The sequence below is a fragment of the Aeromonas veronii genome (assembly GCF_040215105.1).
Classification (GTDB): domain Bacteria; phylum Pseudomonadota; class Gammaproteobacteria; order Enterobacterales; family Aeromonadaceae; genus Aeromonas; species Aeromonas veronii_G.
Genome location: NZ_CP157875.1, coordinates 4,348,807 through 4,365,266 on the forward strand (window position 1 = coordinate 4,348,807; position 16,460 = coordinate 4,365,266).

Sequence of the window (16,460 nt, forward strand, 5' to 3'; positions counted from 1 at the left end):
TCTTCGCAATGCTTACTTCTTCTTGGCGTACTTCATGGAATCCAGCGCCACCGCCAGTATGATGATGCCGCCCTTGATGATGAACTGCCAGTAGGGGCTGACCCCGATGTAGGTCAGACCGTAGTTGATCAGGGTAAAGATGAGCACACCGGTGATGACCCCGGCCACCGTACCCACACCACCGGCAAACGATACCCCGCCCACCACACAGGCCGCGATGGCATCGAGTTCATACATGAAGCCAAGGTTGTTGGTGGCACTGCCGACCCGGCCCGCTTCCAGCATGCCGCCGAAGGCGTAGAAGATACCGGCCAGGGCATAGATCATCACCAGGTTGACGGCCACGTTGACGCCGGAGACCTTGGCGGCTTCCGGGTTGCCGCCGATGGCGAAGATGTTCTTGCCAAAGCGAGTCTTGTTCCACAGAACCCAGACGAAGATACTAGCTATGGCCGCATAGAAGGTCAGATACGATAGTTTAAAGCCCCCTATCCGTATAAAACCCTGCGCAAAGCTGGAGAAACGGGGATCAAAACCCGCTACCGGCGAGGCACCCACGGAGTCGAAATAGAGGGAGTTGATGCCGTAGACGATGATCATGGTCCCCAGGGTGGTGATGAAGGGGGTCACGTTCAGATAGGCCACGATCAGGCCGTTGATGAGACCAATCACCGCACCCACGACGCAGACCAGCAGGATCACCGCCGGGATGGGGATTTCTCCCAGGCTTGGGAACACCTTGTTGATGTTGGTTGTGGCCTGCAGCATGGTCGCCGCAATCAGCGCTGCCAGACCGACCTGACGGCCAGCCGACAGATCCGTCCCCTGGGTGATGATAATGCCTGCCACCCCGAGGGCGATGATGACCCGCACCGAGGACTGGGTCAGGATGTTGCTGAGGTTGGTGAGGCTCAGGAAGGAGGGTTCCTTGATCACGATGACCATGAGCAACACCAGCAACACCACATAGATGCCGTTCTCTTTGAGCGCCTGCATCAGATTGAAATTTTTAGCCGACTCCATAAATGCCTTCCTGTCTTATAGGTACAGAGATGCCAGGCGCAGGATCTCGCTCTGGTCAGTTTCTTTGGTGTTGACGATCCCCGCGACCCGGCCATTGCTCATGACCATGATCCTGTCCGTGATCCCCAGCAATTCGGGCATCTCGGACGAGATGATGACGATCCCCTTGTCCTTCTTGGCCAGCTCCAGGATCAGCTGATAGATCTCGAACTTGGCCCCCACGTCGATACCGCGGGTCGGTTCGTCCAGCATCAGGATCTCGGGCTGGGTCAGCAGCCAGCGGCCTATGATGACCTTCTGCTGGTTGCCGCCGGACAGGGAGCCTATCTGGGTCTGCTGGGTCGGGGTCTTGACCCGCATGGAGTCGATGACCCACTGGGTATCGCTTTTCATCTTGTTGTCGCTGAGCAGCCCCATGGAGCTCTTGTAGCTGTCCATGTTGGCGATCAGGGAATTGAAGGCGATGTCGAGACGCGAATAGATGCCGGTGGAGCGACGCTCCTCGGTCACCAGGGCGAAACCGTTCTGGATCGCCTCGTGGGCATTATGGTTCGCCACCGCTTTGCCGTGCAGCTTGATGGTGCCCTCGCTGCGATCGCGGATGCCGAACAGGGTCTCGACGATGTCGGTACGCTTGGCCCCCACCAGTCCGGCGATGCCGAGGATCTCCCCCTTGTGCAGGTTGAAGGTCACGTCCTGAATGGAGGGTTGGTTCTTCGCCGTCAGGTGTTCGACCTCGAGGATCACCTCCTTCGGCTGGTTGGTTTTCTCCGGGAAGCGCTGGGTGAGCTCACGGCCGACCATCATGCCGATGATCTGATCCATGGTCATGCCCTTGAGCGGCTGAGTCGCTACCCATTGCCCATCCCGCAATATGGTGATCTCGTCACACAGCTGGAAGATCTCTTCCATCTTGTGGGAGATGTAGACGATGCCGCAGCCCTTCTCCTTGAGTTTGTTGATGATCTTGAAGAGGTGATTGACCTCTTTCTCGGTCAGGGAGGAGGTGGGCTCATCCATGATGACGATCTTGGCGTCGTAGGAGAACGCCTTGGCGATCTCGATCATCTGCATCTGGGAGACGGACAGGGTGCCGACCTTGACCCGCGGATCGATGTCGATGTCCAGCTCGTCGAAGATCTGCTTGGTCTCTTCATACATCTTGCCGTGATCGATGAACCAGCCCTTGGTGGGGTAGCGGCCGAGCCACATGTTGTCCATCACGGTGCGCTGCAACACCAGGTTCAGCTCCTGGTGCACCATGGAAACGCCGTTCTCCAGCGCCTCCTTGGAAGAGGTGAAGTTGATCTCCTCCCCCTTGAAGAAGATCTTGCCCTCATCCTTCTCGTAGATGCCGAACAAGCACTTGAGCAGCGTGGATTTCCCCGCGCCATTCTCGCCCATCAACGCATGCACAGAATGAGGACGGACCCGTAAATTGACTTTATCGAGTGCCTTGACGCCAGGGAAACTCTTACTGACGTCAATCATCTCCAACAGCCATTCTGATTGTTGCCGTGTTGTCATATCAGCCATCACATCTGGTTGAAACGAAGGGCAAGGGGGTGACCCTTGCCCGGGAGGAGGGAATTACTCGAACTGGGACAGATTGTCTTTATCCACGCCCACGTAAGGAACACGCACAATCTTGTTGTCGATCTTCCAGTTGGTGCCTTCACCGGCCGGCTTGCCTTCAGCCAGGTTCTTGACCAGGTCGAAGGTCGCCTTGGCCTGGTTGGCCGCATCGTTCAGCACGGTACCCGCCATGGCACCGCTCTTGACCATGGCCAGGGCTTCCGGCAGGGCATCGACGCCGAACACCGGAATGGCACTCTTGCCCTGGGCTTTCAGGGATTCAACAGCCCCCATCGCCATACCGTCGTTGTTGGCGATGACCACTTCGATCTTGTTGGCGTTCGGGCCGGAGATCCAGGCGTCCATCTTGTCTTTCGCCATGGCGGTATCCCACATACCGGTATCCATGTGCAGCTGCTGGGTCTTGATGCCGCCGTCATTCAGGGTCTTGACGACATAGGTGGTGCGGGCTTCCGCATCCGGGTGGCCCGGCTCGCCCTTGAGCAGCACGAACTGGATGACGCCATCCTTGTTCAGATCCCACTCGGGGTGTGCCTTCCAGTGCTTGGCGATCAGCTGGCCCTGGATGATGCCTGACTCCTTGGAGTCGGTACCCACGTAGTAGGCCTTGTCATAGCTGGCCATGTCCGCCGCGCTCGGTTCCTTGTTGTAGAACACCACGGGGATCTCGTCGGCACGCGCCTTCTCGATCACGACAGAGGCCGCCGCCGGGTCGACCAGGTTGATGGCCAGCGCTTTCACGCCCTTGGCCAACAGCACGTCGATCTGGTCATTCTGCTTGGACTGGTCGTTCTGGGAGTCATTCATCAACAGCTCAACATCCGGGTTGGCCGTTGCTTCCTTCTCGATGGCCTTGCGCACAACGGCCATGAAGTTGTCGTCATATTTGTAGACGGTGACCCCGATACGGGTATCAGCCTGGGCTTGGGCTCCCGCCATCAGTCCCATCAGCAGGGTGGCGACTGTCGTGAGTTTTTTCATTGTTATGCTCCGATCTCTATATCTGTTTTTGTAGGGAATGCTGTACACCATCTGAGCTGGCGCCAGCCTAATGTAATCAATTTGTTGTCCAATGTTCTGTGATCCTGACAACAAAATGAAAACGTTTACACTCTGTTACATAGACATGAAACGCTTAAAAATCAATGCAATACAAACCAATGGGGCTCTAGTGACGCTTATCGCCTATTCTGGCGGGCCAGACTCAGCGTAGAACACAGTTCCAATAGTAGCTCCCCGGCCGCAGCCAATATTCCGGTCGCACGCTCTGGCTCCAGGAGTCATCCCCGCCGATCCCCATGTGGAAGCCATCGAGGCAGAGGTGCAATCCCCCTTCGGCCACCAGATCGGTCTGGTGACGGGCCAGGGCGAGTTGCTGCTGGCTGTAGCGACTGAGGCTGAAATGGAAGCGGCCCTGGATGTCGATATCCCCCAGCTGCAGTTGGCGGGTGTCGCAGCGCAGCCCGTTGTCGGTCGGGAATACATAGGGGGTGTGCAGCCCATCGAGCGGCAGTTGCCAGCGGCCCTGATCGGCGGCGAGCAGCCGGTCCGGGTAGTTCTCATGGGGGCCGCGTCCCAGCCAGCTCACCCCATCCGTTGCCGTCATCACCTCGTCCACCAGCCAGAGCCTGGCGCCGATCCGGGGCAGAGAAGGCATGCCAGGGGCCACCTCCACCTCGATGGCGAGCTGCATGGCCCCATCGGCTGAGAAGGCGTGGCGCCAGCGGGTCAGCAGTTTCAGGCTGTCATCGGCGAAATAACCGTGGGTGACCACAATCACCCCCTGCTCCGGGCTCGCCGTCATGCCGAGGCAGCGGTGTTGCAGCCCGTTAAGGCCAGCCTCCTGCCAGCGGGCAATCCAGGCGTTGGGGTCCGCGTGATCCGCCTCGCTGGTGCCGATGTCGTTGTCGAGCGGCGCCCGGTAGAAGTGATCGGCGATGGCCTCCTTCAACTGCTCCCGCCCCTGCTTGCGCCAGTTGCGGATACGGCCGCTCACCTTGTCCAGTTGCCATTCACTGCCTGCAGCGGCAGCAAGCCAATGATCCGGCTGCTCAAGCAAGGCCGTGCAGTGGAATGCCACTGGCAATGCCAGGGGGGATGGCAGAATAAACTGCTGACGAGCCACCTCGTGGCCCGCCTCGGCCCAGGCCGTGGCCGCGGGCTGCACTATGGCCAGGTCCAGCGAGACCAGGCTCCCCGGGGCAAAGGCCGGCAGCGATGCCAGCAGGGTCAGCGCCGCGCCAGCCTGGGGAGCCAGGCTGAGTGGGCATTCACCTTCCTGCAGTACGCGGCCATCCTCTCGCAGTTGCCAGTGCAGCCGCTCGTTGTCCGTGGCACGGAACAGATAGTCGCTCACCACCTCCACCACCAATGGCTGCTGGCTCACCAGTCTCAGCTCGAACAGCTGCTGGGCCCGCTTGGCCTCGGCCAGGGAGGGATGGGGACTTCTGTCCGGGAACAGCAGCCCGTTGCAGCAGAACTGGCGGTCGTTGGGGGTGTCGCCAAAATCGCCGCCATAGGCCCAGAAATGGCGGCCGTCATCGGTCAGCTTGTCGAGCCCCTGATCCACCCAATCCCAGACGAAACCGCCCTGCAGACGCGGATGGGTGCGAAACGCCTGCCAATACTCGGCATAGCCTCCCAGGCTGTTGCCCATGGCATGGGCGTACTCGCACAGGATCAGCGGCCGGGTCTCGCCGGGCAGGCCTATCCACTTGGCCAGCGCCCACTTGGGCACCGCCGGGAAGGGTTGATCCTGATGGGTACGGGCATACATGGGGCAGATGATGTCGGTGGCCGGGGTATCGGCGCCGCCCCCCTCGTACTGGACCGGGCGGCTCGGGTCGCTCCCCTTGACCCACTGATACATGGCGTCGTGGGCGGGGCCATAGCCGGATTCATTGCCGAGCGACCAGATGATGATGCTGGGATGGTTGAAGTCCCGCGCCACCATGCGGGTCACCCGCTCGAGGAAGGCGCCGCTCCAGGCGGGGTCCCGCGCCAGCCGCCCCATGGGGGTCATGCCATGGGTCTCCAGATTCGCCTCGTCCACCACGTAAAGGCCGAGCCTGTCGCACAGCCGATAGAATTCCGGGTGGTTGGGATAGTGGGAGCAGCGCACCGCATTGAAGTTGTTCTGCTTCATCAGCCGCAGATCCAGCGCCATGGCGGCGGGGGTCACCACGTGGCCGAGGGCCGGATCGTGCTCGTGGCGGTTGGTGCCGCGAATGAGCAGGGGCTGGCCGTTGACCCGCAGCAGGCCGCCACGGATCTCCACCGCCCGAAAGCCCACGTCATAGGCCTCGCACTCGATGCACTCACCCTGCTCGTCCAGCAGGGCCAGGGTCAGCCGGTAGAGATGGGGGGTCTCGGCGCTCCACTTGTGGGGGGCGGGCACCTCCAGCCACAGCTCGCTCCTGTCCTCAAAGGCCCCCTTCTCGTCGATGGGTGCCGTGCCGAGGGGTTGGCGCTTGCTCACCACCAGGGCGTCGCCGAAATAGAGGGCCGCCTCCACCAGAAGGCCGGCGCCGACACTCGCCTGCACCTCCAGCTTGAGGCGGGCATCCCGGTAACAGGCATCCAGCACCGGAGTCAGCCGCACGTCCATCAGCTGGCGTTCCGGTTTATGCAGCAGTGTGACGGAGCGAAAGATGCCACTCATGCGCCACATGTCCTGATCTTCGAGATAGGAGCCATCGGACCAGCGCAGCACCAGGGCTGCCAGCCGGTTCTGACCGGCCTGCAGGAAGGGGGTCAGATCGAATTCGGCGGGCAGGCGGCTGTCCTGGGAGTAACCGACCCAGCAGCCGTTGCAGAACAGATAGAAGGCGCTGTCCACCCCATCAAACGTGATGCGGACCTGACCTTCAGCCAGCCAGTCGGCGGGCAGGCTGAAGGTGCGGGAGTAGCAGCCGGTAGGGTTTTGCGCAGGCACCCTGGGGGGATCGCAGGGGAAGGGATACTTGATGTTGGTGTAGATGGGGCGATCGAAGCCCTGCAACTGCCAGTTGCCGGGAACCTGCACCGTGGTGGCATCCGCCAGGTCCTGTTCGATCCACTCCGACGGCACCTGCTCGGGGGCATCGAAGAAGGAGAACTGCCAGTCGCCATCCAGCAGCAGGCGCGAAGGGGACGGGATCCCGGTCCGGGCATCCGCCTCGCTGCGCCAGCTGGACAAGGGGGTGTGGGCAGGCAACCGGTTGACGGATGTGATCGCCTGGGTTTGCCAATCCTGACGGGCCAAGATCTCCCTGAGCATCCTTATCTCTCCCTGCATTGAGTCGTGTCTATGAAAACGTCTGCAGTGTAGGAGAGTTTGATTCGGGAAACGGCGATCCCGCTCACACAGGTGTAAACGATTACACTGCAAATGTTAAGTAAAACGAGGTAAAAACGATTAAAGATAAGTAAAAACCAGATCTGCGTCATGAGATAACCGATGACGGATGAAAAGGAGGGAAACAGGGGGTGGAAGAGGGCCTGAAGTAGAGAGAGGGAGCCGCGCCCTCACCCCGGTGCAACCCGAAGCATGACGCGAGTCTGGGTATGGGGCGCAGGGGATAGCACCGCCCGCCTTCGTGTTGAAAACAAGCTCAGTGTCTGGCCGATATCACCGGGGTTGTGGGTCAGGGGTGAGCATGCAGGGATGATTTATGCCAGCAGCCACATAACCCTGCCACACCGGGGTCAGGCCTGGCCAGGGTCACTGGATGGAAATTGATCCGCGAGTCGTGCAGACGCAGACATTGCCAGTCCTGTGTCTGCTGGCGAGAGGAGAGATCAGTATCTGACCGCTCCATCGGGTGGTGATTGATCTGTGATGTCTCGTGCAGCCGCAGATGCTACCGATCTCGCGCCTTCTGACGAGCGACTAGGTCAGAGGCTGGCCGGAGTCAGCAGATGGAGATGGATCCACGATATGCCGTGCAGGGGCGGCCCTATCGACCAGCGTGCCCCCTGTCACACCGGGGTCAGAGCCTGACCGGGGCGACCGAGTGGCGGTTGATCAGGGTCGGCGTGTAGACGCGGCTCGCCACCGCCTCGCTCTCTCCGGCTGCCAGTTGCAGAGCCAGCTTGGCCGCCTGGGCCGCCATCAGCTCGATGGGGTAGCGCATGGTAGAGAGCTTGGGTCTCAGGTATCTGGCATAAATGATGTCATCGAAACCGACCACGGAGACCTCTTCCGGCACCTTGAGGCCGTTGTCCGCCAGCACCGAGATGGCTCCCGCCGCCATGGCATCGTTGTAGGCCACCACAGCCGTGATGGGCAGCCCCTTGGCCAGCAGGTTGAGCATGGCCCGCTCGCCCCCTTCCTCGTTCGGCACGCCATTCTCCACCAGTTCGGGATCCACCGAGATACCCGCCTCCAGCAGGGCATCCTGGTAGCCCTGATGACGCAAGATGGCATCCTCGATGGCGTGATCCGAGCTGACGAAGGCGATATGGCGGTGTCCCAGATCCAGCAGATGGCGGGTGGCGGTCGCCGCCCCCTGGCGGTTGTTGAGGGAGATGCAGCGCCCCTTCAGCGCCGGAATGTCGCGGTTGATCAGCACCATGCCGGGGGAGCGCTGGGCATAATCGATCAACTCCTCATCGCTCAGCGCCTTGCTGTGGACCACCAGCGCATCGCAGCGCTTGCCGATCAACAGCTCGATGGCGGCTCGTTCCGGCTCCGCCTTGTGAAAACCATTACCCATCAGGAGGTGTAACCCCTGCTCCACCGCCACCCCGGCGACCCCCTTGACCAGGGCACCGAAGAAGGGATCGGCCACGTCACCCACCACCACCCCCATGGTATCGCAGGTCTGGCTGACCAGGGCCCGAGCGTTGGCATTGGGGGTATAACCCAGCTCGGCCATGGCTTTCTGGACCACCTCGCGGGAGGCGGCACTGGCCTTGGGTGAGTTGTTCATCACCCGTGAAACCGTTGCCACCGAAACATTGGCCAAACGGGCGACATCCTTGATGGTACTCATGCTGTTTTCACTTATTTCACTGTGCAAGACGGGGCCATTATACCGAGCAATCCCACTGATAACAGGGGAAAAACCGAGATGACCCGGGTTTTGCCCACCATCATCAGTGTAATCGTTTACATAAATATGTTACCCCGCTCACAGTTTGGGAATGAAGCCCTCGGCTAGACTCCTGCTCAGACTGTTCAAGTAGGGAGCACAGACGTGGAGAAGAGGATAAAAGTGTTGGTCACCGGCGGTTGCGGCTATATCGGCAGCCACACCTGTCTCGCCTTGCAGGCCGCCGGCATGGAGCCGGTGGTGGTGGACAACCTCTGCAACAGCAAGCAAGCCGTCTTGGCCAGGATCGCCGCCATCAGCGGCCAGGCGCCCTTGTTTTACGAGGGAGACATCCGCGACGAGGCCCTGCTGACCCGCATCTTCGCCGAGCAGGAGATAACCGCCGTCATCCACTTCGCCGCCCTCAAGGCCGTCGGCGAGTCCACCCGCATTCCCCTCGCCTACTACCAGAACAACCTCGCCGGCACCCTCTGCCTGCTGCAGGCCATGAAGCAGGCCGGCGTCCACAATCTGGTGTTCAGCTCGTCCGCCACCGTCTACGGCGATCCGGCCAGCACTCCCATCCGGGAAGCCTTCCCCCGCAGCGCCACCAATCCCTACGGGCGATCCAAGCTGATCATCGAGGAGATCCTCGAGGATCTGCAGGCCGCCGAACCCCAGTGGAGCATGACGCTGCTGCGTTACTTCAATCCGGTCGGCGCCCATGAATCCGGCACCATGGGGGAAGATCCCCAGGGCGTACCGAACAATCTGATGCCCTTCCTGACCCAGGTCGCCATCGGTCGCCGCGAGCACCTCTCCATCTTTGGAAACGATTACAACACCCCGGACGGCACTGGGGTACGCGACTACATCCACGTGATGGATCTCGCCGAGGGACACGTCAAGGCGCTGCATCACTGTGCGGGTCGGGGTGGCGTCCATACCTACAATCTGGGGACCGGCCAGGGGCAGAGCGTGTTGCAGATGGTGGCGGCCTTCGAGGCAGCCAGCGGTCGTCCCCTGCCTTATCGCATCGAGCCAAGACGCCCGGGGGATATCGCCGAATGCTGGGCCGATCCGGCCAAGGCCGAGCGCGAGCTGGGCTGGCGTGCCAGCCGGGATCTCGCGGCCATGTGTGCCGACAGCTGGCGCTGGCAATCCGCCAACCCGAACGGTTACGAAGAGTAGGCCCAGGCCGGCTCCCCACGATGTTCTCTTACCTCATTATCTGGAGTGATGATGTTCAACCCGATTGATCACCCGCACCGTCGTTTCAACCCGTTGACCGGCCAGTATGTGCTGGTCTCCCCCCACAGGGCCAAACGCCCCTGGCAGGGTCAGATCGAGAAGATAAGCCAGACGCCGAGCCAGGCCCACGATCCCGATTGCTTCCTCTGCGCGGGCAACAAGCGCGTCTCCGGCGACCAGAACCCCGACTATCGGGACACCTTCGTCTTCACCAACGACTTCGCCGCCCTGATGCAGGACACCCCGGCCGCCGCCACCGAACAGGATCCCCTGCTCAAGCTGGAAGCCGCCCGCGGCACCAGCCGGGTCATCTGCTTCTCGCCGGATCATGGCAAGACACTCCCGGAGCTGTCTCTGCCCGCCATCGAGGCGGTGATCACCACCTGGATGAGCCAGGTGGCCGAGCTGTCCCGGCAGTGGGAATGGGTGCAGGTGTTCGAAAACAAGGGCGCCGTCATGGGCTGCTCCAACCCGCATCCCCACGGTCAGCTGTGGGGCAGCGACTTCCTGCCCAACGAAATAGCCCGTGAGGAGGCGAATCAGCGCGCCTGGCTGGCCGATCACGGCAGCCCGCTGCTGGTCGACTATGTGCAGCGGGAGCTGGCGGATCGTTCGCGCATCGTGGTGGAGACGGAACATTGGCTGGCGGTAGTGCCCTTCTGGGCGGCCTGGCCATTCGAGACCCTGTTGCTGCCCAAGGCCCATGTGCCCTCCATGCTGGACCTCACCCCGGCCCAGCAACAGGATCTGGCGGTGGCCCTCAAGGAGCTCACCAGCCGTTACGACAACCTGTTCGAGTGCAGCTTCCCCTACTCCATGGGCTGGCACTTCGCCCCGCCGAACACGGATAGCCCCGAGGCCTGGCAGCTGCACGCCCACTTCTACCCGCCCCTGCTGCGCTCCGCCACCGTGCGCAAGTTCATGGTGGGCTTCGAGATGCTGGCGGAAACCCAGCGAGACCTGACGCCGGAACAGGCCGCAGAGCGGCTGCGCGCGCTCTCCCCCATTCATTACAAGCAGCAAGCCAATGAGGTGACCCCATGACCCCCAGCCAACGCGTCAGCGCCGTCTTCGCAGAACAGTTTGAACGCCAGCCCGATCTGCTGGTGCGCGCCCCCGGCCGCGTCAACCTCATCGGCGAGCACACCGACTACAACGACGGCTTCGTGCTGCCCTGCGCCATCGACTACGAGACCTGCGTCGCCATCGGCCTGCGCGATGACCACCTGGTCCATGTGATCGCCGCCGACTACGGCAACCAGCGCGACCTGTTCAACCTGGATGAAGCCATCACCCACCACCCGGATCAGCGCTGGAGCGACTATATCCGCGGCGTGGTGAAATACCTGCAGGCGCGCGGTCATGCCTTGCGCGGCCTCAACCTGGTGGTCTCCGGCAACGTGCCTCAGGGCACGGGGCTCTCTTCGTCCGCCTCCCTGGAAGTGGCCATCGGCCAGGCCTTCAAGGAGGCGCTGGGGCTCGACATCAGTCAGGCCGAGATCGCCCTCAACGGCCAGCAGGCGGAGAACCAGTTCGTCGGCTGCAACTGCGGCATCATGGATCAGATGATCTCCGCCAGCGGCGAGGTGGATCACGCCCTGCTGCTGGATTGCCGATCCCTGGAAACCCGCCTCATCCCCATGCCAACCAACCTGGCGGTGCTCATCGTCAACTCCAACGTGCGTCGCGGCCTGGTGGACAGCGAATACAACACCCGCCGCCAGCAGTGCGAGCACGCCGCCCGCCACTACGGGGTCAAGGCGCTGCGCGACCTGGATCTGGCCGCGCTGGAAGCAGGCAAGGAGGGGCTCGATGAGACCAGCTATCGCCGCGCCCGCCACGTGGTGGGCGAGAATGGTCGCACCCTGGCCGCCGCCGATGCCCTGGCGAGCGGCGATCTGGTGCGCCTCGGCGAACTGATGGCCGAGTCCCACGCCGCCATGCGGGACGACTTCGAGATAACCGTGCCCCCCATCGACGGTCTGGTGGAGATCATCAAGGCCCAGATCGGCACTGAGGGCGGCGTGCGCATGACGGGGGGTGGCTTTGGCGGCTGCATCGTCGCCCTGCTGCGCCCGGAACAGGTGGACGCCGTGATCGCCAGGGTCGAGTCCGAATACCCGGCCCGCTTCGGTCTCAAGGCCGATTGCTATGTCTGCAGCGCCAAGGCCGGGGCGGGCAGGCTATGACCCAGGCCAGACAGGCGCACGACCCCCTGATCCCCTTCGAACTGGAGAACGAGACGGGGCTGCGCCTGCGCGGCCTCGACTTCGGCGCGACCCTGACCTCCCTCAGCCTGCTGGTGAGGGGAGAGCGACGAGAGGTGCTGCTCGGCTGCGCCGACGAGGATTACCCCGCCCAGCAGGTGTGGCTGGGGGCGGTGGCGGGGCGCTTTGCCAACCGCATCGGCGGCGCCGAACTGACCCGAAACGGTCAACATTGGCAGCTGGATGCCAACCAGCCCCCCCACTGCCTGCACGGCGGCCGCGATGGCTTTCATCGCCGCCGCTGGCAGCGGGTTCGGCAGACCAGCGACAGCATCAGCCTGAGCCTGGTCTCTCCGGCGGGGGATCAGGGCTTCCCCGGTCAGCTGCGGGTCACGCTGACCTATCGGCTGGAGGGGCAGGATCTGGTGATCGATTTCGAGGCCAAGAGCGATGCCCCCACCCCGGTCAGCCTCACCAGCCACGCCTATTTCAACCTGGATGGGGACAGCCCCGCTGGGGATGTGCGTCAGCATGCCATCACCCTGCGGGCGAACAGCTTCCTGCCCACCGATGCCAGCGGGTTGCCGCTGGCCATCACCCCGGTGGAGGGCCCCTTCGATCTGCGCGCCGAGCGCCCTATCGGCCAGGCCTGGCTGAGCCATGCCCAGCAGATGCAGGCCAAGGGGTACGATCACGCCTATCTGCTGCATGGGGCGGAGCAGCAGGGCAAGTCCGGGCAGACCTGGGCGGCCCGCGTGCGTTCCGCCGATCGGCAGCTGGCGATGGAGGTCTATACCAATCAGCCCTCCTTGCAGTTCTACAGCGGCAACTGGCTCGCCAACACACCGGATCGCACCGGCCGGGGCTACGGGGATCACGCCGGCTTCTGCCTGGAGGCGCAGCAGTTGCCGGACAGCCCGAATCGCCCGGCGCTGGGGGATCCCTGGCTGCTGCCGGGCCAGCGTTATCACCACCAAACCCGTTACCGTTTTATTCCCGCCGGCTGATGCCGCCCTGGCCCGTGTCTCAGGAAGCGGGCCAGGGGCCATCAGCGTCGAATCGACACAGGAGTCTTGATGGACATGGATGCGCACTACCAGGCCGCCGCTGACCGCTATCAGCGCCAACCTTACCGACCCGCTGGCCGCCATGGCCTGCGTCTGCCCAGCATTGGCCTCGGGCTCTGGCACAACTTCGGCGAGGGGAGCGATCCCGCCAGGGTGAAGGCCATGGTGCATCAGGCGTTCGATCTGGGGATCACCCACTTCGATCTGGCCAACAACTACGGCCCCCCGCCGGGCAGCGCCGAGACCACGTTCGGCACCCTGCTCAAGGGCAGCCTGGCCCCTTATCGGGACGAGCTCATCATCGCCAGCAAGGCGGGCTATGTGATGTGGGACGGCCCCTACGGTGACGGAGGCAGCGCCAAATATCTGTTTGCCAGCCTGCACCAGAGCCTGCGCCGGCTCGGTCTCGACTATGTGGACATCTTCTATCACCACAGGCCGGATCCCCGCACGCCGCTGGAGGAAACCTGCCAGACGCTGGCGCTCATGGTCCGTCAGGGCAAGGCGCTCTACATCGGTCTCTCCAACTACCCCGCCGAGCTTGCCGCCAGGGCCGCGACCCGGCTGGCCGAGCTCGGCACCCCTTGCCTCGTGAATCAGCTCAAGTACTCCCTGTTTCAGCGGGACATCGAGGCGCAGACCCTGCCAGTCTGCCGTGAACAAGGGGTGGGCGTGGTCGCCTTCTCCCCCCTGGCGGGCGGCCTGCTGAGCGATCGCTATCTGGCCGGGATCCCGAGCGACTCTCGCGCCGCCAGCGCCAGTCCCTTCCTGCAGCCCGACCAGATCACCCCGGACAAGCTGGAGAAAATCCGCGCCCTGCACGCCCTGGCCAGGCAGCGGGGACAAGCCCTGTCACAGCTCGCCCTGCAATGGGTACTGCGGGACGCCGTGGTGAGCTGCGCCCTGATCGGTGCCAGCAGTGCGCAGCAGATTGTCAGCGCGGTGGATGCCCTGAGTCTGCCCCCCCTGGAGGCAGAGCTGCAGCAGAAGATCCTGACCATCATGGATTGAGCAGAATGTTGAGAGGGTTAATTCTTCCTTAATTATTGCCATGCCATCATGGGATGGAAAATGGCAGCAAAATATCCCGCCAGCACCAGCGAGTGACGCCAAAATATTCTCTGGTTGCCAGCGGGCTTTTCCGCCATCATTGGCTGCCCCGACTCCGCTCGGGGCTGATTTTATCCGGCACCATCAACCAAGAGACCTGATCCATGACCGATTCCTACGCCCTGTTTGTCGCCTTCGTGCTGGGCATAGTGGAAGGCCTGACCGAGTTTTTACCCGTATCCTCCACCGGCCACATGATCATCGTCGGCCACCTGCTCGGATTCGAGGGCCCCAAGGCTGCCACCTTCGAAGTCGTGATCCAGCTGGGCTCCATTCTGGCGGTGGTCGCCGTGTTCTGGCGCCGCCTGTTCGGCTTGATCGGTATTCATTTCGGTCAGAAACCGGCGCCTGGCCACGCCACCCTCTCCCTGGTACACATCATCCTCGGCATGATGCCCGCGGTGATCATCGGTCTGGCCATCCACAGCTGGATCAAGGCCAATCTGTTCGGACCCGAGACCGTCATGTACGCCCTGGTGGCCGGCGGCATCCTGCTCATCATCGCCGAGAAGTGCCGCCCCGCCGTGCGCTCCGAAACCCTGGATGACATCAGCTACAAGCAGGCGCTCGGCATCGGCCTGTTCCAGTGTCTGGCGCTCTGGCCGGGCTTCTCCCGCTCCGGCGCCACCATCAGCGGCGGCATGCTGATGGGGATCAGCCGTCAGGCGGCGGCCGAGTTCTCCTTCATCCTGGCGGTGCCCATGATGGTGGCCGCGAGCGGCCTGGATCTCTACAAGAGCCGGGACTTTCTCTCCATGGCGGACTTCCCCATGTTTGCGGTGGGCTTCATCACCGCCTTCGCGGTCGCCATGATCGCCATCAAGACCTTCCTGGCGCTGATCCGTCGTCTCGATTTCATCCCGTTCGCCATCTACCGCTTCGTGGTGGCCTTCGCCGTCTACCTGGTATTCGTCGCCTGACAGGGCCGAGCCGCCATGAAAAAAGGGACCGCAAGGGTCCCTTTTTTATGGGTCTGATAGCTCAATAAAGACGATGGCTGATACGGTTGAGCAGCCGTGGCAACCCCTTGGTGAAGCGGATGGGGGCATCCTGCACTATGTAGCAGAGACAGCCGTCCGGCGTATGGGGGCTGTGATGGTGGCGGGCATCCCGCCAGATGAAGTCTCCCGCCTGATAGCGCACCTCCCCCTCCTGCAGGCTGCCGGCCAGCAACAGAGTCAGCTCATAGCCCTGGTGGGTGTGATCCGGGATCTGCCCGCCCGTCGCCACGTGCAAGAGGCTGGCCCGTATCCCCTGTTCCGCCAGCGGCAGGCGACAGTGGCGGATGCCGCCGATACGCCGCCAGCTCGCCTGGTGATAGCGGGCCAGCGCTCGGGGCAAGGGATAGCCCCGATCCCCGACTCTCAGCTCCGTGGCCGGGCGGGCCTGAACCTCCTGATGAGCGGCCGGCTGTTGCAAGATGGCCGCCAGCACGGCATCCAGCGCGGGGGCCGGGGCCGCCTCTTCCAGATGGCTGGCCGCCAGCTCCGCCTCCCAGACGTTCACGTCGGCGCCACATTCGGCGCAAAGCTCGCAGTGAGCGGCGACCCCGACCGTCAGCGGCAGCGGCAGCTCGTCGGCCGCGTAGGCGCGCAGCAGGGCCGGGGTGGGATGGGCTTTAATCATGGTCTTGCTCCACTTGTTCCTTGAGTTTCTGCAGTGCCAGCCGCAGCCGCGACTTGATGGTCCCGAGCGGCACGCCGAGCAACTCCGCCAGCTCCTGCTGGGAGAGTTCCTGCAGGTAGATGCCGCGCACCACCTGCTGCTGGGCCTGCGGCAGGATGGCGAGGTGATGGGCCATCTGGCTCGTCAGCACGCTCCCCTCCCCGTCACTCAGCTGATCCTCCTGCGCCCTGAACTCCAGCAGGGGCCAGAGCTCCTCGGCACAGAGATCCTCTTTACTGGCACGGCGACGGCGCAACATGTCGAAGCACTGGTTGCGCATGACGGTGTAAATCCAGGTGGTGGGGGCCCCCTTGTCGGGGCGATAGAGTCGCGCCTTCTGCCATACCAGCAGCATGGTCTCCTGCACCAGTTCGAGGGCATTGGCCTCGCTGCCGAGGTGGCGCAGGCCATAACCCCGGATGCGCGGCGCGAAGTGGTGGAACAGGGCGGCAAAGGCGGCCTTGTCGGCCTGCTCCGCCACCCGCAGCAGCTGGGCGGTCAGATCACCATCGGGATTATCCATGGGG

13 protein-coding genes are annotated in these 16,460 nt (G+C 62.9%); 6 read left to right on the plus strand and 7 right to left on the minus strand.

The features are described from left to right. Positions 1–12: 12 nt before the first annotated feature. From mglC to ABNP46_RS20140, 5 genes are all read right to left on the minus strand, one after another. Positions 13–1,023 (minus strand): galactose/methyl galactoside ABC transporter permease MglC, encoded by a 1,011-nt coding sequence (gene mglC, locus ABNP46_RS20120; RefSeq protein ID WP_349920191.1) that lies wholly within the window; start codon positions 1,021–1,023, stop codon positions 13–15. A gap of 15 nt (positions 1,024–1,038) precedes the next feature. Further along, positions 1,039–2,559 (minus strand): galactose/methyl galactoside ABC transporter ATP-binding protein MglA, encoded by a 1,521-nt coding sequence (gene mglA, locus ABNP46_RS20125; protein WP_349920192.1) that lies wholly within the window; start codon positions 2,557–2,559, stop codon positions 1,039–1,041. Between the two features lie 54 nt (positions 2,560–2,613). Then, positions 2,614–3,600 carry a galactose/glucose ABC transporter substrate-binding protein MglB gene (gene mglB / locus ABNP46_RS20130; RefSeq protein WP_349920193.1) on the minus strand — a complete coding sequence of 329 codons (987 nt, stop codon included), beginning with the start codon at positions 3,598–3,600 and terminating at the stop codon, positions 2,614–2,616. Between the two features lie 223 nt (positions 3,601–3,823). Beyond that, positions 3,824–6,877: a beta-galactosidase gene (locus ABNP46_RS20135; RefSeq protein ID WP_349920194.1), complete on the minus strand. Its 3,054-nt coding sequence runs from the start codon at positions 6,875–6,877 to the stop codon at positions 3,824–3,826. A gap of 712 nt (positions 6,878–7,589) precedes the next feature. Continuing rightward, complete coding sequence (locus ABNP46_RS20140) at positions 7,590–8,594, minus strand: substrate-binding domain-containing protein (RefSeq protein ID WP_349920195.1); 1,005 nt, start codon at positions 8,592–8,594, stop codon at positions 7,590–7,592. 216 nt (positions 8,595–8,810) lie between these two features. On the opposite strand from ABNP46_RS20140, the gene galE reads away from it, so the two are divergent. The 6 genes from galE to bacA all read left to right on the plus strand — a co-directional run bounded on the left by galE (position 8,811) and on the right by bacA (position 15,188). Continuing rightward, the gene (gene galE / locus ABNP46_RS20145; protein WP_349922594.1) at positions 8,811–9,824 is read left to right on the plus strand and encodes a UDP-glucose 4-epimerase GalE; all 1,014 of its coding nucleotides are present in this window, start codon (positions 8,811–8,813) and stop codon (positions 9,822–9,824) included. Between the two features lie 51 nt (positions 9,825–9,875). Then, a complete protein-coding gene (locus ABNP46_RS20150) occupies positions 9,876–10,928 on the plus strand; it encodes a UDP-glucose--hexose-1-phosphate uridylyltransferase (RefSeq protein WP_349920196.1) in 1,053 nt (350 codons plus the stop codon). Next, positions 10,925–12,073, plus strand: a complete 1,149-nt coding sequence (galK, locus tag ABNP46_RS20155; protein ID WP_349920198.1) for a galactokinase — start codon at positions 10,925–10,927, stop codon at positions 12,071–12,073. Before ABNP46_RS20150 ends, galK begins: the two co-directional genes overlap by 4 nt. Then, the gene (gene galM, locus ABNP46_RS20160; protein WP_349920199.1) at positions 12,070–13,098 is read left to right on the plus strand and encodes a galactose-1-epimerase; all 1,029 of its coding nucleotides are present in this window, start codon (positions 12,070–12,072) and stop codon (positions 13,096–13,098) included. The genes galK and galM overlap by 4 nt, the downstream gene beginning before the upstream one ends. Positions 13,099–13,173: 75 nt before the next feature. Continuing rightward, a complete protein-coding gene (locus tag ABNP46_RS20165; RefSeq protein WP_349922596.1) occupies positions 13,174–14,169 on the plus strand; it encodes an aldo/keto reductase in 996 nt (331 codons plus the stop codon). Between the two features lie 203 nt (positions 14,170–14,372). Next, positions 14,373–15,188: an undecaprenyl-diphosphate phosphatase gene (bacA, locus tag ABNP46_RS20170; protein WP_349920201.1), complete on the plus strand. Its 816-nt coding sequence runs from the start codon at positions 14,373–14,375 to the stop codon at positions 15,186–15,188. Between the two features lie 61 nt (positions 15,189–15,249). Here the strand turns inward: bacA and ABNP46_RS20175 are convergent, their stop codons facing one another. Both ABNP46_RS20175 and ABNP46_RS20180 read right to left on the minus strand, forming a co-directional pair. Further along, positions 15,250–15,894: a ChrR family anti-sigma-E factor gene (locus tag ABNP46_RS20175; protein ID WP_349920202.1), complete on the minus strand. Its 645-nt coding sequence runs from the start codon at positions 15,892–15,894 to the stop codon at positions 15,250–15,252. Next, complete coding sequence (locus ABNP46_RS20180; protein WP_349920203.1) at positions 15,887–16,456, minus strand: sigma-70 family RNA polymerase sigma factor; 570 nt, start codon at positions 16,454–16,456, stop codon at positions 15,887–15,889. The genes ABNP46_RS20175 and ABNP46_RS20180 overlap by 8 nt, the downstream gene beginning before the upstream one ends. Between the last annotated feature and the right edge of the window lie 4 nt (positions 16,457–16,460).

Excerpts from the sequence above, each read along its gene's own strand:
- mglB (WP_349920193.1), bottom strand. The coding sequence starts at position 3,600 with ATGAAAAAACTCACGACAGTCGCCACCCTGCTGATGGGACTGATGGCG.
- galM (WP_349920199.1), top strand. The coding sequence starts at position 12,070 with ATGACCCAGGCCAGACAGGCGCACGACCCCCTGATCCCCTTCGAACTG.
- bacA (WP_349920201.1), top strand. The coding sequence starts at position 14,373 with ATGACCGATTCCTACGCCCTGTTTGTCGCCTTCGTGCTGGGCATAGTG.
- ABNP46_RS20180 (WP_349920203.1), bottom strand. The coding sequence starts at position 16,456 with ATGGATAATCCCGATGGTGATCTGACCGCCCAGCTGCTGCGGGTGGCG.
- mglA (WP_349920192.1), bottom strand. The coding sequence starts at position 2,559 with ATGGCTGATATGACAACACGGCAACAATCAGAATGGCTGTTGGAGATG.
- ABNP46_RS20135 (WP_349920194.1), bottom strand. The coding sequence starts at position 6,877 with ATGCTCAGGGAGATCTTGGCCCGTCAGGATTGGCAAACCCAGGCGATC.
- ABNP46_RS20165 (WP_349922596.1), top strand. The coding sequence starts at position 13,174 with ATGGATGCGCACTACCAGGCCGCCGCTGACCGCTATCAGCGCCAACCT.
- ABNP46_RS20140 (WP_349920195.1), bottom strand. The coding sequence starts at position 8,594 with ATGAGTACCATCAAGGATGTCGCCCGTTTGGCCAATGTTTCGGTGGCA.
- ABNP46_RS20150 (WP_349920196.1), top strand. The coding sequence starts at position 9,876 with ATGTTCAACCCGATTGATCACCCGCACCGTCGTTTCAACCCGTTGACC.
- mglC (WP_349920191.1), bottom strand. The coding sequence starts at position 1,023 with ATGGAGTCGGCTAAAAATTTCAATCTGATGCAGGCGCTCAAAGAGAAC.
- galK (WP_349920198.1), top strand. The coding sequence starts at position 10,925 with ATGACCCCCAGCCAACGCGTCAGCGCCGTCTTCGCAGAACAGTTTGAA.
- ABNP46_RS20175 (WP_349920202.1), bottom strand. The coding sequence starts at position 15,894 with ATGATTAAAGCCCATCCCACCCCGGCCCTGCTGCGCGCCTACGCGGCC.